We start from the raw sequence: 20,253 nt of genomic DNA on the forward strand, positions 1-20,253 counted from the left end.
TCCTTTATAAGTCTTGGAGTGGCGCGGTGGCGGTGCGGCTACCCAGTACGCCGATCAATAGCACATACGTTAGCGCGCCGGTGGCGATTCCTACCAGAGGCGCGATCCATGGCGAGTTGAATGCCGCGAGGGTGCCGACGCCGTAGGCACATAAGCCTGGCCAATTGAACGCCGGCAGTTGCGCCTCGGCCAATCGAGGATAGCGACCACGCCAGCGGAAGAAGAAATCGGCCATGATCACGCCGCCAATGGGCGGGATGACCGTGCCAAGCAGGATCAGATAAGGCACCAGCATGTCGTACATGCCCAGTAGCGCCAGCAATGTGCCGATCACCGCGCCAGCCAGTGTGACCGTCCTGCGGCGACGGGTGCGCAGCAGGTTGCAGCCGGCCACGGCGAAATTGTAGATGGTGTTGTCCTGGGTGCTCCAGATATTGAGCAGCAGCATGGCCATCGCGGCCATGGCGAAACCCTGCAACAACAGGACTTCGACCACGTCCGGCTGCTGATAGACGATGGCTCCGTAGGCACCGATCAGGACCATCAGGCCATTGCCGATAAAGAAGCCAATCAGGCTGGCCAGGACCGCGACCTTCGCCGAACGGGAAAAACGTGTCCAGTTGGTCGCCTGGGTAGCACCGCTGACAAAGGTGCCAAATACCAGCGTGATCGCGGTCGACCAGTCCAGGCTGCCCGTGGGCACCACCGCCAGCAGGCCATCAAGGCCGCCGACCTTGTCCGTCGCTACCCACATGGACAGCATCAGCAGCAACAGCATCGCCGGCACGGCGATGTACGAGAGGATTTCCAACCCACGATAGCCAATGTAGGCCGTGGCGCAGAACCCCAGCCCGAACAGCACCATCAGCCCCAGCACCGTGCCTTGGTTCAGTTCGAAATACTTGCCCAGCACCACCGCCGCGGTGGCCGTGCCCCAGGCATACCAGCCGATCTGAGTGAAACCCAGGATCAAGTCGCTGAGCTTGCTGCCCACCTCGCCGAAACACAAGCGCCCCATCAACACCGAGTTGAGCCCGCTCCTGAAGGCGATGTAACCCAGGCCTGCGGCATACAGGCCCAGCAGCAGGTTGCCAATGACGATGACGCTGAGCATCTCGGCGAAACCGAACGCCACGCCCAGCTTGCCGCCGGCAAACATGGTCGCGGTGAAAAAGGTGAAGCCCAACAGCACCATGGCCGTGGAGGCCAAACCCTTGCGCGCATGCATCGGCACTTCGCTCAAAGGATAATCGTTGCCCGGATCGTTCTGAGTCATGTGGCGTTCCTTGCGGAAAATAGGAAAAACGCAAGCGTGCAGCGGCCGTGCCAAACCAGCGATCGCCGTTATGTATAGCCAAGTGTGGATCGATGAGGTTCAGGGAACAAAAGCGGAGCAGGGATGGGGCACGTTGCAACACCGACCGCCCGGCTCAGAGGCCCGCTTTCACGAAACGATGCGTTCAGGTCCGAACGTGCACCAATAAGAATCGCAACAGCGCCGCGACGATGGCTTCCGGCGCGTCTTCCTGAACCAAGTGCCCGGCGTTCGGTACCGGGTGAAACTGCGCGCCCGGAATCATGTTGTGCAGCGCCCGGCCGCGCTCGATGGGGATCCATTGGTCATCCTCGCCCCAGAGGATTTGCGTCGGGCAGCGCACTTGCGGGTACAAGTCCTGGACCTGATGGGTGTAGCGCTCTTCCATCTGCGCAATCTGCCGATAGAGCGCGGCCTGGCCGGTCTCGCCGAGCCATGGTTGCACATAGGGCGCCAGTTCTTCGTCCGGGATGTCTCGTTTGATTGCACCGCGGATATACGCCGGCACGATGGCTCGCTGAATGTAATCGGGCAAGCCGCTGAACGCCGCTTCATGTTGGCGCACGTGCTGGACAAAAGCTGAGCCCCATGGCGACAAAGCCACCGGGTCGATCAGCGTAAGGCTTCGGTAGTCCTTGTCATCGAGCAGATGCGCACGCAAGGCGGTGGCACCGCCGAAGTCATGGGCCACTACGTCTGGACAGTCCAGGTCCCAATGCTCAAGCAGTCGTGCGAACAAGCGATTTTGCACGCCGAGAGACACATCGGCGTCAGGTTGCGCGGACTGGCCGTAACCCAACAGATCGAAGTAATGGACTTTATGCGTGGTGAAGAACAGCGGGGCGATCCGGTGCCATACATAAGAAGAGAATGGCGTGCCGTGGACAAACACCAGCGGCGGGCCGTCGCCTTGGACGGCGTAGCGGATGGGGTGTCCATCGAAGTTGTAGACCTGATCCAGCGGCCAGTGGGTCATGATTGTGTCCTCTTGGCATGTTCGAGCCAGAAAGCATAGACACAAAACCCTGACGTGAGTCTGCCAACAACAACCTGAGTGAGGGGACTTGTCTACTCGCCGTGATAGATGCAACCGCTGGTGCAGGTCTCATGGATACGAATGGCGCTGAGTTCCGGCAGCAACGGCTTCAATTCGTTCCAGATCCACTTGGCCAAGACTTCGCTGGTGGGGTTTTCCAGGCCTGGGATGTCATTAAGGTAGTTGTGATCCAGGCGCTCGTAGAGCGGCTTGAAGATCGCCTTGATTTCCGAGAAGTCGCGAATCCAGCCGGTGTGCGGATCGATGTCGCCACTGAGGTGGATTGCTACCTTGAACGAGTGGCCATGCAGGCGACCGCACTTGTGGCCATCCGGCACGTGAGGCAGGCGGTGGGCGGATTCGAATGTAAATTCCTTGAAGATTTCCACAGATTTGGCTCTTTGAATGGGCGGGCGCGAGGCAGGCGGCGCAGTTTATCAGTTTGATCCAGGTGTTGCGCGAGCGTGCTGACTAAAGGGTCAGCAAACGCATCTGTCTTAGCGGGTCCTGGCCGAATCGTAGACGCTGCTGCGCTCGCGCTTACCGACTGCTATGACCAGAATGACAATTCGCTCCTCTTCGATGCGATATACCAGTCGATAGCCAGCGCCGCGCAATTTGATCTTGTAGCAGTCTTTCATTCCATGAAGGGCGTCGCCCGGCACGCGGGGGTGGCCTTGCCGTTCCTGAAGTTTTTTCAAAAACTGTAAACGGACGACACCGTCCAGTTTCTTAAGCTCTTTGAGTGCCTTCGGGTTCCATTCGACCGCATAATCAGTGCCCATTGGCGATATCCGCCTCAGCCTCGCCAATGAGATCGTCGAGCGACATGCGCACTGGCGTGTCGTTGGCCTCAAGCCGGGCCTTCACCACTTGGGCCAGCTCCAACTCATCCAGGCGCTCGATCATTGCTTCGTAGACGCTTGCCGGCACCATGTAGCCCATCACGCGATTATGGTTCAACACGGCCACTGGCGAACCGTTAGCACCGTTCAGGACGGCGGACGGGTTTTTTTTCAGTTCCGATACGCTGACGGCCACATCAGCCAAGACGATTTGCATGGGCAGGCTCCTATAATGGACTTTATTCTGGTCTTTTTTGGGTCGTCCAGGCAAGCGCAGCTCATCGCTACATTCGACTCCCGGCGCTCATGTGCCACTGTTGCGCGAGCGTGCTGACTAAAGGGTCAGCAAACGCTCGCCCAATCCGCCATTGGCGGTCAGCTCGAGGAATTCGTCACCCAGCCGGCGGCTTTCGTCCATCGCTGCGTTCCAGTATTTGCGGCGGCTCGCGTCATCGCCCATGAAACGCTTGAAGTCGTTGCGGTCCGGCAGTTTGCCGAACGGCAGGCGGGACAGGTATTCGCGCGATGGCGCCAGCAGCAACACGTCTTGCAGGCGCTCGACGTTGCCGCGACGCCACGGCAGGCCTTTGTCGAACCAGCCGGGGATGACCCGATCGGTAAAGTGCGGATACAGGACGATGTCCTCGCCGCTGTAGGGCAGGTCGAGGTGGTAGTCCAACAACCCGCCATCGCGGTAGGTCCCGGCACCGGCCCCAGGCAAGTCGCGCACGCCCTCCATCACCATCGGGATCGAGCCCGACGCCAGCAACGCCTGGCGCAGGTTGCCGGCCACCAGCGGCACGAAGCGCGACGGGAAGTCGGTGAGCGGATGCAGCGGTGGCGCCAAGCGGGGATCGTGCACGATCAGCCGTTCGAAATGCCGCGACAGCCGCGCCCGGCCGCGCAGGTTGTCGGCGATCACCGACGAAAGGCCCAGACCCAGCCGTGCGCGGTGATCCAGTGCCAGGCTGCCGTGGCTCTTGACCACCATGATGTTGAGCCGGTAATGCGGGTTGACGAGAATGCTCAGGTCGCGACCGTCAAGCAAGTCATTGAGCATGCGTTGCGAACTCTGGCTGACCCCAGCCATAGTCACGCCTTTGGCAAAGCTCTGTTCGTTGTACAAGCTACCCAGGCGCCGGATGCCTTCGACAGCGTCCGGCAGACAGGCGCTAGCAAAGCGCCAGGAACCCACCGAAGCGCCGATCAGCGAACGCTCTCGCGGGGCGGCGGGCAGCCATTCGCCGAACAGCGCCAAGTCCAGCCCCTGGATACCCAAGGCCTTCGGACCACCGGCGGCGCCCGGAAGAATGCCGACGTCGGCGGCCTTGAGACCGGCCTGGCGGATGCGCTGGAAGGCGCGAGGGCCGGCCTTGAGCGTAAGGGCAGGAAACTTGATGTGGATGACGGTCATACCGATCTCGAATACAGGCAAGCGGGTGATTATAACGACACACCACCCGGATTTGACCTGGGTCCAATGATGGCAATTCAGTTTCAATTAAGTTCCTGCCGATACAGTTGTCCGGTGAAGATTATAAGAAGGAGATAACCCGTGAACCGTCTGACTGCCTTTTCCATCGTCACGTTTCTGGTAATGGGTACCGGGCTGGCTCAAGCGCGAGACCTCAGCCCCTCCGAAGCCCAAAACCTTTTGGACGCTGGTACCATCCAGCCTATCGAAAAACTCAACGCCGCCGCCCTGGCCAAACACCCTGGCGCCACCCTGACCGATACCGAGCTGGAGGAGGAGTATGGCAAGTATCGTTACAAGGTGGACCTGCTGGACGCCGAGGGCATCGAGTGGGACCTGGAACTCGACGCCGTCACCGGCAAGGAGCTCAAGAATCATCAGGATACGTAATGAAGTTTAATCAACGCACCCGGGGCCGCTGGGCGCTGGTGCTGCTGACATTCTGTTCGCTGGCCGTGGCGCGGGACCTGGATCAGGACGAAGCCTTGCAATTGCGCCAGCAGGGCGTGATCTTGCCGCTCGAGCAGCTGTTGCAGCAGGCGCTGGACCGGCATCCGGGCGCGAAACTGTTGGAGGCCGAGCTGGAAGAAAAAAACGGCGTCTACATTTATGAAGTCGAGCTGCTGGACACTGATGGCGTTGTGCGCGAATTGGACCTGGAGGCCGCGACCGGCCGTTTACTCAAAGATAAGGAAGACTGATGCGCCTGCTATTGGTGGAGGATCACGTTCCCCTGGCCGACGAACTGATGGCCGGGCTTGCCCGTCAGGGCTACGCCGTCGATTGGCTCGCCGATGGTCGCGACGCGATTTACCAGGGCAGTAGCGAGCCCTATGACCTGATTATCCTCGACCTTGGCCTGCCAGGGGTGCCCGGGCTTGAGGTTCTGGCCCAATGGCGTGCCGGAGGCTTGACCGCCCCGGTGCTGATTCTCACCGCCCGCGGATCCTGGGCGGAGCGTATCGAAGGGCTCAAGGCCGGCGCCGATGACTACCTGACCAAGCCGTTCCATCCCGAGGAGTTGCACCTGCGGATCCAGGCGCTGTTGCGTCGTTCCCACGGCCAGGCGAACCAACCGACGCTCCAGGCGGCGGGGCTGCACCTGGACGAAGGCCGCCAGTGCGTGATTCGTGACGGCGCGGAAATCCAGCTGACCGCAGCGGAGTTTCGCTTGTTGCGCTATTTCATGCTCCACCCCGAACAGATCCTTTCCAAAAGCCATCTCGCCGAGCACTTGTACGACGGTGAGACCGAGCGCGATTCCAATGTGCTGGAAGTTCACGTCAATCACCTGCGGCGCAAACTGGGGCGCAGCGTGATCGAAACCCGTCGCGGCCAGGGATACCTGTTCGGCGGGCAGGCGTAGTGAGATCCATCCAGCGGCGCTTGAGCCTGGGCTTGATCGGCGTGATGGTCGTGGTCGGCCTGGTCCTGGCGCAGACCAGCCTGTGGCTGTTCGAACTGGGTTTGCAGCGCTACCTGGAAGCGGGATTGCGTAACGACAGCGAGAATCTGCTGGTGGCGCTGGTCCGTGGTCCGCAAGGTTTGCAACTGGACGAGCGACGTTTGTCGCCGGCTTATCTCCGGCCGTTTTCCGGGCATTATTTCCGCATCGATTTTGCCGACACGCATTGGCGCTCCCGCTCCCTCTGGGACCAGGAGCTGCCGCGGCTCGATCATCCGGGCCTGCACAGCAATCTGCAGCTGGGGCCTGAGGGCCAGAAACTGCTGGTGCTGCGCACCGACTATCGGCGCCTGGGCCAGGCGATTTCCATCAGCGTGGCCCAGGACTACACGCCGGTCCGTGACAGCTTCCTGCGGATGCAGCAGATTGGCGTTGGCCTCGGCTTGGCGGGGTTGCTGCTGATCCTGTTGTTGCAGCGCTTCACCGTGCATCGCGCCCTGCGTCCTTTAGAGAAGGCCCGGGAACAGATTGCCCAATTGCAGCGCGGGCAGCGCTCGCAACTCGACGAACAAGTGCCCAGGGAACTGGAGCCGCTGGTGGCGCAGATCAACCATTTGCTGGCCCATACCGAAGACAGCCTCAAGCGTTCACGCAACGCCCTCGGTAACCTGGGCCATGCCTTGAAGACGCCGCTGGCGGTGCTGCAAAGCCTGGCTTCGAACGAGAAGCTCGATCCATATCCCGAGTTGCGCAAGCTGCTGCTGGAACAACTCGAGCAGGTTCGCCAGCGCTTGAACCGCGAACTCAACCGCGCCCGGCTGTCCGGCGATGCCTTGCCCGGCGCGCACCTGGATTGCGACGCCGAACTGCCGGGGCTGCTGGCGACCCTGAACATGATCCATGGCGAGCATTTGCATCTGGCTTACATCGCACCGCCCGGGTTGCACCTGCCTTGGGATCGCGAAGACCTGCTGGAGTTGCTGGGCAACCTGCTGGACAACGCCTGCAAATGGGCCGACGCCGAAGTGCGCCTGAGCGTGATCGAAACGGCCGAGGGCTTTAGCCTGGTGGTGGAAGATGACGGTCCCGGTATCCCCGAGGATCGCCGCGACCAGGTCTTCAGCCGCGGTACGCGCCTGGATGAGCAGACCGACGGCCATGGCCTGGGGCTGGGCATCGTGCGCGACATCGTGGATACCTGGGGCGGCACGCTGGCGTTGGACGACAGCGAGTGGGGCGGTTTGAAGGTCGTGATCCACCTGCCTCGGCGCTGATCCGGGTGCAGGGCGCCTTTGGGTGAACAAGCAAGCCTGCACACGGCACATCTGGAATGAATGCAAAACCCGCCGCTTGACCCTTGCAGCTTGCCGCCGCTTGCTGCAAAGTCGCGACCTTTTTGTCCGGTGGCTTTCCATCGCTGTGCTCTGAGGTAACGATGATAAATGCAGTAATTGCCGCGGTTGGCGTCATGCTGGTGCTCAGCCTGTCCCGCGTGCATGTGGTGATCGCGCTGATTGTCGGCGCACTGGTGGGCGGCTTGATGGGCGGCCTGGGCATCGAGGCGACACTCAAGGCGTTCAATGCCGGCCTTGGCGGCGGCGCGACAGTGGCGTTGTCCTACGCCTTGCTCGGCGCTTTCGCGGTGGCAATCGCCAAGTCAGGCATGGCCCATGCCCTGGCCGACAAAGCCCTGGCCATGGTCGATCGTCAGGACGCCGCGGGTAGTTCGGGCGTCAAGTGGGTGCTGATTGGCCTGCTGGGCACGGTTGCGGTCGCTTCGCAGAATATCCTGCCGATCCACATCGCCTTCATCCCGCTGCTGGTGCCGCCACTGCTTTATGTGCTGACCAAGCTGCAACTGGATCGTCGATTGATCGCCTGCGTCATGACCTTCGGCTTGATCACGCCCTACATGTTCCTGCCGGTGGGCTTCGGCAACATCTTCCTCAACGAAATCCTCTTGGCCAATATCGCCCGCAGCGGTGTGGACGTCAGTGGCATCAACGTCACCCACGCCATGGGCATCCCGGCGTTGGGCATGGTGTTTGGCCTGGTGCTGTCGTTTATCACGTATCGCAAGAAACGCGTCTACGACCTGAAGAAAATTGCCAAGGCCGAGCAAGTGGCCGTGCGCTACAACCCGCTGAGCCTGCTGGTGGCGGGTCTGGCGATTGCGGCGGCGTTTGCCATTCAACTGTTGCTGGATTCGATGATCATCGGCGCCTTGGCTGGCTTCCTGATTTTCTCGGTATCGGGCGTGGTGCGCTGGCGCGAGACGGACGACCTGTTCACCGAAGGCATGAAGATGATGGCGATGATCGGCTTCATCATGATCGCCGCCTCGGGGTTCGCCGAAGTGATGAAGGCCACCGGTGAAGTCCAGAGCCTGGTGGAAACCTCAGCGGCCTGGATCGGCCACAACAAGGGCGTCGGGGCATTGCTGATGTTGTTGGTGGGCTTGCTGGTGACCATGGGCATCGGCTCATCGTTCTCCACCGTGCCGATCCTGGCGACGATTTTCGTGCCGTTGTGCCTGCAACTGGGCTTCAGCCCATTGGCGATCGTCTGCATCGTCGGCACCGCCGGCGCGTTGGGCGATGCTGGCTCGCCTGCGTCGGACTCGACCCTCGGCCCGACCTCCGGCCTGAACATCGACGGCCAGCATCACCACATCTGGGACACCGTGGTCCCAACCTTCATCCACTACAACCTGCCGCTGCTGGTGTTTGGTTGGGTGGCGGCGATGGTGTTGTAACACCTGTTGCAGTCGGCTCCTTTGCGACCAGGCTCGCGAAGGAGCCTTCAAACTCAGCGTCCCGGTTTCTCGCCCGCTCGGCGTACCGTCTCACCTTGTCCTACAGTTTTTCCGCGTAGTGCCGTTAATACGTCTAACCACGCCATAAAACCTACAAGAGTGAACAGCATGCGCCTGAGCTTGAAGGCTAAAGTCCTGTCCCTGGCAATACTGCCGGTATTGCTGTCCGCGGTGATCATCAGTCTGACCACTGCGTTCATCTTGAAGGAACAGGCCAGCAAAGAAGTCCAGCAGACCCGCGAACGCCTGCTCAGCGAGGCCAAGGCCACGCTGCAGAATTATGTCGCGGTCGGGCTTACCGCCATCAAACCGCTGTACGATGCCGCCGCACCCGGTGATAACGAGGCGCGCGCCCAGGCGATCAAGCTGCTGTCGAATATCAGCTACGGCAAGGACGGCTACTTTTTCGGCTACGACTCCGAGACCATTCGCCTGTTCAAGGCCAACAGCCCGGATGGCGTGGGCAAGAGTTTCAAGGACAACCGCGACCCGAACGGTGTCTACGTCAACCGTGACCTGGTGAAAGTCGCCAAGGACGGGACGCATTACCTGGAATACAGCTCGCCGCTGCCCGGCAGCAAGGACCTGGTGCCCAAGCTCGGCTACACCGACTACCTGTCCAAATGGGACATGGCGGTCGGCAGCTCGGTCAACCTGGACGGCATCGAAGCCCAGGTGGCGCTGGTGGAAGCCAAGGTCCACGATCGCCTGCAAGGCGTGATATTGAGCATCGTCGGGATCGCCGCCGTGGTGTTGCTGGTGATTGCGGTGGTGGGCCTGGTGCTCGCCAATACGATCCTGCGTCCTCTGCACTTGATGAAAGCCAACCTCGATGACATCGCGGCGGGCGAGGGCGACCTGACCCGGCGCCTGACCATCACCAGCCAGGACGAACTGGGCCAACTGGCCGGCTCGTTCAACCGCTTCGTCGACAAGATCCACGGCCTGGTAAGGCAGATTACCGACATGACCTCGCAACTGACCGGGCTGGTAACGCAAGTGTCCGAGCAGGCCCAGCGTTCCGAGCAGGCCATGGAGCGCCAGCGCCACGAAACCGATCAGGTCGCCACGGCGATCAACGAGATGTCCTCTGCTGCCCAGGAAGTCGCTCGCAGTGCCCAGGGCGCCGCGGTCGCGGCCCAGCAGACCGACGAGGAAGGGCAATCGGCCAAGCGTGTGGTCGCCGGTAGCATCCAGCAGATCCATGCGCTGGTAAACGACATCCGCAGCAGTGGCGTGTCTTTGGACAGCCTGCAGCAGGACGTGGCGTCGATCGTCAGTGTGCTTGGCGTGATTCGTTCGATCGCCGAGCAGACCAACCTGCTGGCGCTCAACGCTGCTATCGAGGCCGCGCGTGCCGGCGAGGCGGGCCGTGGTTTTGCGGTGGTCGCCGACGAAGTTCGCGCCCTGGCCAGCCGGACCCAGCAAAGCACCCAGGAAATCCAGGGCATGATTGACCGCCTGCAATCGGGCACCCATGCGGCGGTGGAGGCCATGCGCCGGTCCAGCGAGGCGGGCGATGGCACGTCATTGCAGGCCAACGAGGCGGGCGCGTCGCTGGACACCATGGCGCAGTTGATCGGTACCATCAACTCGATGAACGCCCAGATCGCCAGCGCGGCCGAAGAGCAGACCGCCGTGGCCGAGGAAATCAACCGCAGCGTGCACCAGATTGCCGTGGCAGTGGACAGCGTCGCTGACGAAACGCAGCTTGGCGCCCAGACTTCCCGCAGCCTGGCCGAGCTGGGCCAGCGCTTGGGCAAACTGGTGGGGCAGTTCCGGATCTGATCCCGCCGCAGCAGGAGCTGCCGAAGGCTGCGATCTTTCGCTTTCGATCCAGATGTTTTCGCCTGGGCTACCAGGCCCTATCGGAAGCGGAGGATCGCAGCCTTCGGCAGTTTCTGCCGGCCTGCGCAGTTACCTTGCATCACCGAGGCGCACATCGCGCATCAACAACCCGAACCGCAGGTCCACCGCATCCGGGATCGGCACGTAAACCACGTGCCCATCTCCCGGCGCCACGTCGATGCCTTGGCCTTTGATATTCTGCAACTGGTGCAGGTCGAAGTGGAAGTTGCCTTTGGGTGTCATCAGCTCCATGTGATCCCCCAGGCCGAAGCGATTCTTCACTTTTATCTCCGCCATGCGTTCGCGGCGTGCGCCGGTCAGTTCGCCGACGAACTGCTGGCGCTCGGAGACCGAGCTGCCGTTCTGGTAATTCTGATACTCGTCGTGCACATGACGCCTCAGGAAACCCTCGGTATAGCCACGTTGGGCAAGGGATTCCAGGTCGGTCATCAGGCTGCGGTCGAACGGCCGGCCGGCGACCGCGTCGTCGATGGCGCGGCGGTACACCTGGGTGGTCCTGGCGCAATAAAAGTGCGATTTGGTCCGGCCTTCTACCTTCAAGGAATGCACACCCATGCGCGTCAGTCGCTCGACGTGTTGCACCGCGCGCAGGTCCTTGGCATTCATGATGTAGGTGCCGTGCTCGTCCTCGAAGGCCGGCATGGATTCCTCGGGGCGATTGGCTTCCTGAAGCAAAAACACTTGGTCGGTGGGCGCGCCGAGACCCAGGGTCGGTTCGGGCTGGTACGTCTGCACAATGTCTCCCACTGTGTTCTCCATTGCCGGTTGCGCCGAGTACTTCCAGCGGCAAGCATTGGTGCAGCTGCCCTGATTGGCGTCGCGCCTGTTCAGGTAACCGGATAGCAGGCAACGCCCGGAATAGGCCATGCATAGCGCGCCGTGAATGAACACTTCCAGCTCCATGGTCGGCACTTGCTGGCGAATCTCAGCGATTTCTTCCAGCGACAGTTCGCGAGACAGAATGATCCGGCTCAAGCCCTGTTGCTGCCAGAACTCGACGCTGGCCCAGTTCACCGTGTTGGCCTGCACCGACAGATGGATCGGCATGTGCGGGAAATGCCGGCGAACCAGCATGATCAGCCCAGGATCGGACATGATCAACGCGTCTGGCACCATGGCGATCACCGGTTCGAGATCCTTGAGGAACGTGCGCAGCTTGGCGTTGTGCGGGGCGATGTTCACCACCACATAGAAGCGCTTGCCCATGGTATGGGCCTCTTCTATCCCCAGCGCCAGGTTGGCATGGTCGAATTCATTGTTGCGCACCCGCAGGCTATAGCGGGGCTGGCCGGCGTATACCGCGTCGGCGCCGTAGGCAAAGGCGTAGCGCATGTTTTTCAGGGTGCCGGCGGGGGCGAGCAGTTCAGGGGCTACGAGGGGCATGGTGGCGTCGAATCGCAAAAAGCGCCGAGAGTACGCCGAGGCCTGCCGGACGGTATTGATCTGGATCAGTGTGGCGCAACAGACGCGACGGCACTCCGGCGAGTCCTGGCTGACTAACGTTTATCTGCCAAGGACATGGAAAGCAAATGAACCGCAAGAATCTCCAAGATAAATCCCAGATGCTGTTGCTGATCCTGGTCAGCATCGCTTTCGTCTGGATCCTGCTGCCATTTTATGGGGCAGTTTTCTGGGCGGTCATCCTGGGCATCGTCTTCGCACCGCTGCAGCGTCGCCTGCAACTGAAACTCAATTGGCCGCGCAACCTCACCACGCTGGTTACCTTGACCCTTTGTATGCTGGTTGCCATCTTGCCGGTGATCGTCATCAGTACCTTGCTGGTCCAGGAAGGTGCGGCGCTGTACAAGAGCCTGGAAAGTGGCGAACTGGACGTCGCCGATTATCTGGCCCGCTTCAAGGATGCGCTGCCGCCTTATTTTCAACATTTGCTGGACCGTTTTGGCCTGGGCAACTTGAGTGGGCTGCGGGACAAAATCGTCAAGAGCGCGATGCAGGGCAGTGAATTCTTCGCCACCCAGGCTTTCAGTTTCGGCCAGGGCACGTTCCAGTTCCTGGTGAGCTTCTTCGTCATGCTCTATCTGTTGTTCTTTTTCCTGCGCGACGGTCCTGAACTGGTGCGCAAGGTCCGTTCGGCCATTCCCCTGGCGGAGCACCAGAAGCGCCGTCTTCAACTGAAATTCAACCGGGTCGTCCGGGCGACCGTAAAGGGCAACCTGCTGGTAGCAATCACCCAGGGCGCCTTGGGCGGCTTGATTTTCTGGATACTCGGCATTCCGACAGTTCTGCCCTGGGCGGTGCTAATGGCATTCCTGTCGCTGCTGCCGGCCGTGGGGGCGGGCATCGTCTGGGCGCCGGTGGCGGTGTATTTCCTGTTGGCGGGTTCGATCTGGCAGGGCGTGGTGCTGACGTTGTTCGGCGTATTCGTGATCGGCCTGGTGGACAATTTCCTGCGCCCGATCCTCGTGGGCAAGGACACCAAGATGCCGGACTACATGGTCCTGGTCTCGACCTTGGGCGGCTTGGCGGTGTTCGGGTTGAACGGCTTCGTCATCGGGCCGCTGATTGCGGCATTGTTCATGTCCTGCTGGGCCTTGTTCGTCGAAGGCAAGCCGCGGGTGCAACTGCCTTAGGCCGTCAGCACATAAGGACCGATACGTTGCGACAAAGCCTGGGCGGCGGGCAGCGAAGTCAGCGGGCCGCTGATCGTCACGCCGTCCTGCACCAGATACCAGCAAGCCAGCAGACCACGCTCCCTGAGCGGGGCGGGGACGGCGCTGCCAATCACGGACATGATTTGAACCTTGGGCATGGGAACCTCCATCAATCGATGGGGTTACCTTACGACTCAACCGGGATGACGAAAAATCAACCGCCTCAATAGTAGGAATCGATGCCGCTCAATCGACGACCAGATCAAGCATGTGCACCACTTCCTGTTCATTGAGCACGCCCTTGCGCACCAGGTTTTCCGCCAGCAGGGAAAGGAACTTGGCGCTGCGGTGGCCTTCCAGATGCTTGAGTTCGGTCAGCGCGTTGTACACCTTGCTGGAGGTGCAGATTCCAACAATGCGATGGGGATTTTGTGTTGGCATGGCTTCGTCCTTGTTGTTATGAAACTGTTCGGCGGACAGCGGCAGTGTGCGGCACTGCCATGACGCTCAGGTGACAGCTCAGTTTTTTTGGAAAAAGGAAGCAGGATTCAGACCATAGTGCCTTGTTGGCGTCAAATTATTGTTCCGGTAGCGACCTCAGGCAGGCGGTATGCGGCCACCCCATCGAAAAACGCCCACAAAAAAGCCCCCGGACCTTTCGATCCAGGGGCTTTTATTGTTGCTATCTGGCTCCACGACCTGGACTCGAACCAGGGACCCAGTGATTAACAGTCACTTGCTCTACCAACTGAGCTATCGCGGAATGGCGCGTATGTTACTGATTGGAAAAGAGAAGTCAAGCGTCCGTTGCCCGACGGCACATTCCTTTCGCCTATCGAGGTACCCAACAACGATTGGCAGTTACCGCAATGGCGAGAGAGGACTACCATGGTTGCCCGGAAGTGGCAGGATGCGCTGCCGGCCATTCGCCGACTTTAAGGTACGCGCCATGAACCACCTGTTACCCCTTCACCCAGCCCACCGCGCCGAGGTGTGCCTGTGAGCACCGCCCAGATCAGCTTGCCCAAGGGCGTGGGGCCTCACGCCGAGAAACTCTACGACGCCATCACCCAGGCCAGCACCGCCGAGGAACTGAACCGTGCCGGTGGCAAGGCCGAGGGTTTCGTCCTGGGGCTGGAAAGCACCAAGGCCATCAAGAGCCAGGTGGCCGAGTCGTTGTATGTCATCTACGACGATGCGGCGAGCCAGCGGGCGACGGAGCTGTAGCCTCGACAAGTGTCATGCCTGACGCTTTTGTGGTGAGGGAGCTTGCTCCCGCTGGGCTGCGCAGCAGCCCCAAAACAGTCAACTCACTCAGCCTGATGCACCGAGGCGTCTGGCTTCAGGGCCGCTTCGCGCCCCAGCGGGAGCAAGCTCCCTCGCCACGGGTTGTGCATGTGCTTAAAAAAACGGGAAGCCCAATGGCTTCCCGTTTTTTCATCCAGCCGAAACCGTCAGATCACCTGAACGATGGCCTTGGTCACCGCATCGATGTTGTTCTGGTTCAGCGCGGCCACGCAGATGCGGCCGGTGTCCAAGGCATAGATGCCGAACTCGTTGCGCAGGCGCGTCACTTGTTCAACGGTCAGGCCGGAGTAGGAGAACATCCCGCTCTGGCGTGCGACGAAGCTGAAATCGTGATGCGGTGCGGCCTTGGCCAGCATGTCGACCATCTGGTCGCGCATGCCGCGAATGCGCAGGCGCATCTCGGCCAGTTCTTCTTCCCACTGGGCCCGCAGCTCTGGGCTGTTGAGCACGGCGGCGACGATGCTGGCGCCGTGTGTCGGCGGGTTGGAGTAGTTGGTACGGATCACGCGCTTGACCTGGGACAGCACGCGGGCACTTTCTTCCTTCGATTCACTGACGATCGACAGGGCGCCGACGCGCTCGCCGTACAGGGAGAACGACTTGGAGAACGAGCTGGAGGCAAAAAAGGTCAGGCCCGACTCGGCGAACAGGCGCACGGCTGCCGCGTCTTCGTCGATGCCTTTGCCAAAGCCCTGGTAGGCCATGTCCAGGAACGGCACGTGGTTCTTGGCCTTGACCACTGCCAGCAGGTTTTTCCAGTCTTCCGGGCTCAGGTCCACGCCAGTCGGGTTGTGGCAGCAGGCGTGCAGCACAACGATCGAACGGTCGGGCAGGGCGTTGAGGTCTTCCAGCAGGCCGCTGCGGTTCACGTCGTGAGTGGCGGCGTCGTAGTAGCGGTAGTTCTGCACCGGGAAACCGGCGGTTTCGAACAGGGCGCGGTGGTTTTCCCAGCTTGGGTCGCTGATGGCCACGACGGCGTCAGGCAGCAATTGCTTGAGGAAGTCGGCGCCGATTTTCAGTGCGCCGGTGCCGCCCACGGCTTGGGTGGTGATGACACGACCGGAAGTGATGAGCGGGGAGTCCTTGCCAAACAGCAGGGTCTGGACGGCCTGGTCGTAGGCGGCGATGCCGTCGATCGGCAGGTAACCACGGGAAACGTGCTGAGCCACGCGAATCGTCTCGGCTTCAACCACGGCGCGCAGCAATGGAATACGCCCCTCCTCGTTGCAGTAAACACCCACGCCCAGGTTGACCTTATTGGTACGAGGGTCGGCGTTGAAAGCTTCGTTGAGGCCCAGGATGGGGTCGCGGGGTGCCAATTCGACAGCGGAAAACAGGCTCATTAGTGCGCGGCTCTGAATGGAGAGTGAGGGGACGTGTCGCGCTCCAGCCGGATGCACTAGAGCGGTGCACAAACGGGGAGCTAGTATAGAGGCCATCACCGGACACGGCGACAGGCTATTCGGTGTTTACGGTAAGTATTTTCGTTTTTTTTCGACCGTTAGTCCCTTAACAGCGTCAAAGTCTGCAAGGCGTGTAGGACGTTCGTCTTGAAAGCGAAGGCATTCACCTCCACATTGAGTGCATTCCAGCTTTTTCCTCGGGCGACTTCAGTCGTTTCGGTCTTTCTCGTTCCCGTCGCCTGATCGACAGGAGTGAACCAGGGGTTATGTCATGTCTGAATTCCAGCTAGTCACTCGCTTCCAGCCCGCCGGCGACCAACCCGAGGCCATTCGCCTGATGGTCGAAGGCATCGAGGCAGGGCTGGCGCACCAGACGTTGCTCGGTGTGACCGGCTCGGGCAAGACCTTCAGCATCGCCAACGTGATCGCCCAGGTGCAGCGCCCGACGCTGGTGCTCGCCCCGAACAAGACCCTGGCGGCGCAGTTGTATGGCGAGTTCAAGGCGTTTTTCCCGAATAACGCGGTGGAGTATTTCGTTTCCTACTACGACTACTACCAGCCCGAGGCCTACGTGCCATCGTCGGACACCTTCATTGAGAAGGATGCCTCGATCAACGACCACATCGAACAGATGCGGCTGTCGGCGACCAAGGCGTTGCTCGAGCGCAAGGACGCGATCATCGTCACCACGGTGTCGTGCATCTACGGCTTGGGCAGCCCGGAAACCTACCTGAAAATGGTGTTGCATGTGGATCGCGGCGACAAACTCGACCAGCGCGCCTTGCTGCGGCGCCTGGCGGACTTGCAATACACCCGCAACGACATGGACTTCGCCCGGGCGACGTTCCGGGTGCGCGGCGATGTGATCGACATCTACCCGGCGGAATCCGACCTGGAAGCGATCCGTATCGAGCTGTTCGACGATGAGGTGGAGAGCATCTCGGCCTTCGACCCGCTGACCGGCGAGGTCATCCGCAAGCTGCCGCGCTTCACCTTCTATCCCAAGAGCCACTATGTGACACCGCGGGAAACCCTGCTGGATGCCATCGAAGGGATCAAGGTCGAGTTGCAGGAGCGCCTGGAGTACCTGCGTTCGAACAACAAACTGGTGGAAGCCCAGCGCCTGGAGCAGCGGACCCGGTTCGACCTGGAAATGATCCTCGAACTGGGTTACTGCAATGGTATCGAGAACTACTCGCGCTACCTGTCGGGCCGTCCGTCCGGCGCGCCGCCGCCCACGTTGTATGACTACCTGCCGGCCGATGCCTTGCTGGTGATCGACGAGTCCCACGTCAGCGTGCCCCAGGTTGGCGCCATGTACAAAGGCGACCGTTCACGCAAGGAAACCTTGGTGGAATACGGTTTCCGCCTGCCGTCGGCGCTGGATAACCGGCCGATGCGTTTCGATGAATGGGAGAGCGTGAGCCCGCAGACGATTTTCGTCTCGGCGACGCCCGGCAACTACGAAGCCGAGCACGCCGGGCGCGTGGTCGAGCAGGTGGTACGCCCCACTGGGCTGGTGGATCCGCAGGTCGAGGTGCGTCCGGCGCTGACCCAGGTCGACGACCTGCTTTCGGAGATCAGCAAGCGCGTGGCGGTGGAGGAGCGGGTGCTGGTCACCACCCTGACCAAGCGCATGGCCGAAGACCTTACCGATTACCTGGCCGACCATGGCGTGCGGGTGCGTTACCTGCACTCGGACATCGACACGGTGGAGCGGGTCGAGATCATTCGCGACCTGCGCCTGGGCACCTTCGACGTGCTGGTGGGGATCAACCTGCTGCGCGAAGGCCTGGACATGCCGGAAGTGTCGCTGGTGGCAATTCTCGACGCGGACAAGGAAGGTTTCCTGCGTTCCGAGCGCTCGTTGATCCAGACCATCGGTCGCGCCGCGCGTAACCTCAACGGCCGTGCGATTCTGTATGCCGACCGCATCACCGGCTCCATGGAGCGGGCCATCGGCGAGACCGAGCGTCGCCGCGACAAGCAGATCGCCTTCAACCTGGCGAACGGCATTACGCCCAAGGGCGTGTTCAAGGACGTCGCCGACATTATGGAAGGCGCCACCGTGCCCGGCTCGCGCAGCAAGAAGCGCAAGGGCATGGCCAAGGCCGCCGAAGAAAGCGCGCGCTACGAGGCCGAACTGCGCTCACCGAGCGAAATTACCAAGCGCATCCGGCAACTGGAAGAAAAAATGTACCAGCTGGCCCGGGACCTCGAGTTCGAGGCGGCGGCGCAATTGCGCGATGAGATTGGCAAGTTGCGTGAGCGCCTGCTGACTGTCTGAGGTTGCAGCGGCTTCGATGGCCCTGCCGCGAGCGTGCTTGCGGCAGGGTTATTCGGTCTGGCGGTTGCCCGCTCATATCCGCTCTCACTGGAGCCCGCCCGCCATCGCCTGTTACCATTCGCCCCCTGTTTCATCTTCGCTTTTATATTCTTTCCGAGACATGCCATGACCACCGTCCGTACCCGCATCGCGCCGTCGCCCACTGGCGATCCCCATGTCGGCACCGCTTATATCGCCTTGTTCAACTATTGCTTTGCCAAGCAGCACGGCGGTGAGTTCATCCTGCGGATCGAGGACACCGATCAGTTGCGTTCGACCCGCGAGTCCGAACAGCAGATTTTCGACGCCCTGCGCTGGCTCGGCATCGACTGGAGCGAAGGCCCGGACGTCGGCGGTCCACATGGTCCGTACCGCCAGAGCGAACGTGGCGAGATCTACAAGCAGTACTGCCAGCAACTCGTGGACATGGGCCATGCCTTCCCGTGCTTCTGCACCGCCGAAGAGCTGGACCAGATGCGCGCCGAGCAAATGGCCCGCGGCGAAACCCCGCGCTACGACGGCCGTGCGCTGCTGCTGTCGAAGGAGGAGGTCGCCCGTCGCCTGGCTGCCGACGAACCTCACGTGATCCGCATGAAGGTGCCGAGCGAAGGCGTCTGCGTGGTGCCGGACATGCTGCGTGGCGATGTCGAGATCCCATGGGATCGCATGGACATGCAAGTGCTGATGAAGACCGACGGCCTGCCGACGTACTTCCTGGCCAACGTGGTCGACGATCACCTGATGGGTATCACCCACGTCTTGCGCGGTGAAGAGTGGCTGCCGTCGGCGCCGAAATTGATCCTGCTTTATGAGTACTTCGGCTGGGAGCAACCGCAGCTGTGCTACATGCCGCTGCTGCGCAACCCGGACAAGAGCAAGCTGTCCAAGCGCAAGAACCCGACTTCGGTGACGTTCTACGAGCGCATGGGCTTCATGCCCGAGGCGATGCTCAACTATCTGGGTCGCATGGGCTGGTCGATGCCGGACGAGCGCGAGAAATTCTCGCTGCAGGAAATGGTCGAGCATTTCGACCTGTCGCGCGTCTCCCTGGGCGGGCCGATCTTCGACGTCGAGAAGCTGTCCTGGCTCAACGGCCAGTGGCTGCGCGACTTGCCAGTCGAAGAATTCGCCACGCGGGTGCGGAAGTGGGCGTTCAACCCTGAATACATGATGAAGATCGCTCCTCATGTGCAGGGCAGGGTGGAGACGTTCAGTCAGATCGCCCCGTTGGCCGGCTTTTTCTTCGCTGGCGGCGTGAGCCCGGATGCGAAGCTGTTCGAATCGAAGAAGCTCTCGGGCGATCAGGTCCGCCAGTTGATGCAATTAATCTTGTGGAAACTCGAAAGCCTGCGCCAGTGGGAGAAAGACAGCATCACCGCGACCATCCAGGCCGTGGTCGAATCGTTGGAATTGAAATTGCGCGACGCCATGCCGCTGATGTTCGCTGCAATCACCGGCCAGGCCAGCTCGGTCTCGGTGCTCGATGCGATGGAAATCCTCGGGCCGGACCTGACGCGTTTCCGTCTGCGCCAGGCCATCGATCTGCTCGGTGGCGTGTCGAAGAAGGAGAACAAGGAGTGGGAAAAACTGCTGGGTGCGATCGCCTAAGCGGTCGGTGAGGCTGGACATACCCCGGTTTTGCGGGGTATGTCGGTAAGTGATTGTTATCCCGGCAAAAAACTTTCAATTTCTTTGAAAATAAATTTGACAGCCCTCCGATACGCCCTTAAGATTCGCCCCGTCCTCAGCGATGAGGGGCTATAGCTCAGCTGGGAGAGCGCTTGCATGGCATGCAAGAGGTCGACGGTTCGATCCCGTCTAGCTCCACCAATTTACACTTCAAGG

Annotated in this window: 20 protein-coding genes and 2 tRNA genes; 11 read left to right on the forward strand and 11 right to left on the reverse strand. The window is 61.0% G+C overall.

Going from position 1 to position 20,253, the window contains the following annotated elements; all coding sequences use genetic code 11:
• Positions 1 to 4: 4 nt before the first annotated feature.
• The 6 genes from codB to HU806_RS23375 all read right to left on the reverse strand — a co-directional run bounded on the left by codB (position 5) and on the right by HU806_RS23375 (position 4,610).
• Complete coding sequence (gene codB / locus HU806_RS23350) at positions 5 to 1,276, reverse strand: cytosine permease (RefSeq protein WP_186614834.1); 1,272 nt, start codon at positions 1,274 to 1,276, stop codon at positions 5 to 7.
• 184 nt (positions 1,277 to 1,460) lie between these two features.
• A complete protein-coding gene (locus tag HU806_RS23355; RefSeq protein WP_186614837.1) occupies positions 1,461 to 2,291 on the reverse strand; it encodes an alpha/beta fold hydrolase in 831 nt (276 codons plus the stop codon).
• A 92-nt stretch (positions 2,292 to 2,383) separates the two neighbouring features.
• Positions 2,384 to 2,740, reverse strand: coding sequence for a 6-carboxytetrahydropterin synthase QueD (gene queD, locus HU806_RS23360; RefSeq protein WP_003203918.1), 357 nt, complete (start codon positions 2,738 to 2,740; stop codon positions 2,384 to 2,386).
• 108 nt (positions 2,741 to 2,848) lie between these two features.
• On the reverse strand, positions 2,849 to 3,136 hold the full coding sequence (locus HU806_RS23365) for a type II toxin-antitoxin system RelE family toxin (RefSeq protein WP_186614840.1): 288 nt from the start codon (positions 3,134 to 3,136) through the stop codon (positions 2,849 to 2,851).
• On the reverse strand, positions 3,126 to 3,413 hold the full coding sequence (locus HU806_RS23370) for a type II toxin-antitoxin system Phd/YefM family antitoxin (protein WP_186614844.1): 288 nt from the start codon (positions 3,411 to 3,413) through the stop codon (positions 3,126 to 3,128). The genes HU806_RS23365 and HU806_RS23370 overlap by 11 nt, the downstream gene beginning before the upstream one ends.
• A 117-nt stretch (positions 3,414 to 3,530) precedes the next feature.
• A complete protein-coding gene (locus tag HU806_RS23375) occupies positions 3,531 to 4,610 on the reverse strand; it encodes a patatin-like phospholipase family protein (protein WP_186614847.1) in 1,080 nt (359 codons plus the stop codon).
• A 141-nt stretch (positions 4,611 to 4,751) separates the two neighbouring features.
• On the opposite strand from HU806_RS23375, the gene HU806_RS23380 reads away from it, so the two are divergent.
• From HU806_RS23380 to ctpM, 6 genes are all read left to right on the forward strand, one after another.
• Positions 4,752 to 5,060: a PepSY domain-containing protein gene (locus tag HU806_RS23380; RefSeq protein WP_527251167.1), complete on the forward strand. Its 309-nt coding sequence runs from the start codon at positions 4,752 to 4,754 to the stop codon at positions 5,058 to 5,060.
• Positions 5,060 to 5,371: a PepSY domain-containing protein gene (locus HU806_RS23385; RefSeq protein ID WP_186614850.1), complete on the forward strand. Its 312-nt coding sequence runs from the start codon at positions 5,060 to 5,062 to the stop codon at positions 5,369 to 5,371. The genes HU806_RS23380 and HU806_RS23385 overlap by 1 nt, the downstream gene beginning before the upstream one ends.
• Positions 5,371 to 6,036, forward strand: coding sequence for a response regulator transcription factor (locus tag HU806_RS23390; protein WP_186614853.1), 666 nt, complete (start codon positions 5,371 to 5,373; stop codon positions 6,034 to 6,036). Before HU806_RS23385 ends, HU806_RS23390 begins: the two co-directional genes overlap by 1 nt.
• Positions 6,036 to 7,349: an ATP-binding protein gene (locus HU806_RS23395; RefSeq protein WP_186614856.1), complete on the forward strand. Its 1,314-nt coding sequence runs from the start codon at positions 6,036 to 6,038 to the stop codon at positions 7,347 to 7,349. The genes HU806_RS23390 and HU806_RS23395 overlap by 1 nt, the downstream gene beginning before the upstream one ends.
• A 164-nt stretch (positions 7,350 to 7,513) precedes the next feature.
• Positions 7,514 to 8,830: a Na+/H+ antiporter NhaC family protein gene (locus HU806_RS23400; RefSeq protein ID WP_186614882.1), complete on the forward strand. Its 1,317-nt coding sequence runs from the start codon at positions 7,514 to 7,516 to the stop codon at positions 8,828 to 8,830.
• A gap of 168 nt (positions 8,831 to 8,998) precedes the next feature.
• Positions 8,999 to 10,678: a methyl-accepting chemotaxis protein CtpM gene (gene ctpM / locus HU806_RS23405; protein WP_186614859.1), complete on the forward strand. Its 1,680-nt coding sequence runs from the start codon at positions 8,999 to 9,001 to the stop codon at positions 10,676 to 10,678.
• 129 nt (positions 10,679 to 10,807) lie between these two features.
• On the opposite strand, the gene trhP is transcribed toward ctpM, so the two are convergent.
• Positions 10,808 to 12,142, reverse strand: a complete 1,335-nt coding sequence (trhP, locus tag HU806_RS23410) for a prephenate-dependent tRNA uridine(34) hydroxylase TrhP (protein WP_186614862.1) — start codon at positions 12,140 to 12,142, stop codon at positions 10,808 to 10,810.
• A gap of 146 nt (positions 12,143 to 12,288) precedes the next feature.
• Here trhP and HU806_RS23415 point away from each other — a divergent pair, with 146 nt between their 5' ends.
• Positions 12,289 to 13,350, forward strand: coding sequence for an AI-2E family transporter (locus tag HU806_RS23415; RefSeq protein ID WP_186614865.1), 1,062 nt, complete (start codon positions 12,289 to 12,291; stop codon positions 13,348 to 13,350).
• Here the strand turns inward: HU806_RS23415 and HU806_RS23420 are convergent.
• The 3 genes from HU806_RS23420 to HU806_RS23430 form a co-directional block, all read right to left on the reverse strand.
• Positions 13,347 to 13,529, reverse strand: a complete 183-nt coding sequence (locus HU806_RS23420; RefSeq protein WP_186614868.1) for a hypothetical protein — start codon at positions 13,527 to 13,529, stop codon at positions 13,347 to 13,349. The genes HU806_RS23415 and HU806_RS23420 overlap by 4 nt on opposite strands.
• An 88-nt stretch (positions 13,530 to 13,617) precedes the next feature.
• Complete coding sequence (locus HU806_RS23425) at positions 13,618 to 13,812, reverse strand: hypothetical protein (protein WP_186614871.1); 195 nt, start codon at positions 13,810 to 13,812, stop codon at positions 13,618 to 13,620.
• A 246-nt stretch (positions 13,813 to 14,058) separates the two neighbouring features.
• Positions 14,059 to 14,134: transfer RNA gene (locus HU806_RS23430), tRNA-Asn, on the reverse strand.
• A 236-nt stretch (positions 14,135 to 14,370) separates the two neighbouring features.
• Here HU806_RS23430 and HU806_RS23435 point away from each other — a divergent pair.
• Positions 14,371 to 14,598 (forward strand): hypothetical protein, encoded by a 228-nt coding sequence (locus HU806_RS23435; RefSeq protein WP_018612405.1) that lies wholly within the window; start codon positions 14,371 to 14,373, stop codon positions 14,596 to 14,598.
• 227 nt (positions 14,599 to 14,825) lie between these two features.
• On the opposite strand, the gene HU806_RS23440 is transcribed toward HU806_RS23435, so the two are convergent.
• The gene (locus HU806_RS23440; RefSeq protein ID WP_186614873.1) at positions 14,826 to 16,022 is read right to left on the reverse strand and encodes an amino acid aminotransferase; all 1,197 of its coding nucleotides are present in this window, start codon (positions 16,020 to 16,022) and stop codon (positions 14,826 to 14,828) included.
• Between the two features lie 331 nt (positions 16,023 to 16,353).
• Here HU806_RS23440 and uvrB point away from each other — a divergent pair, with 331 nt between their 5' ends.
• The 3 genes from uvrB (at position 16,354) to HU806_RS23455 (ending at position 20,238) form a co-directional block, all read left to right on the forward strand.
• On the forward strand, positions 16,354 to 18,369 hold the full coding sequence (uvrB, locus tag HU806_RS23445) for an excinuclease ABC subunit UvrB (RefSeq protein WP_186614876.1): 2,016 nt from the start codon (positions 16,354 to 16,356) through the stop codon (positions 18,367 to 18,369).
• A gap of 165 nt (positions 18,370 to 18,534) precedes the next feature.
• The gene (gene gltX / locus HU806_RS23450) at positions 18,535 to 20,016 is read left to right on the forward strand and encodes a glutamate--tRNA ligase (protein WP_186614878.1); all 1,482 of its coding nucleotides are present in this window, start codon (positions 18,535 to 18,537) and stop codon (positions 20,014 to 20,016) included.
• A gap of 146 nt (positions 20,017 to 20,162) precedes the next feature.
• A tRNA-Ala gene (locus tag HU806_RS23455) sits at positions 20,163 to 20,238 on the forward strand.
• Positions 20,239 to 20,253: the final 15 nt, after the last annotated feature.

Source organism: Pseudomonas sp. SWRI154 (assembly GCF_014268645.1).
Lineage (GTDB): Bacteria > Pseudomonadota > Gammaproteobacteria > Pseudomonadales > Pseudomonadaceae > Aquipseudomonas > Aquipseudomonas marvdashtae.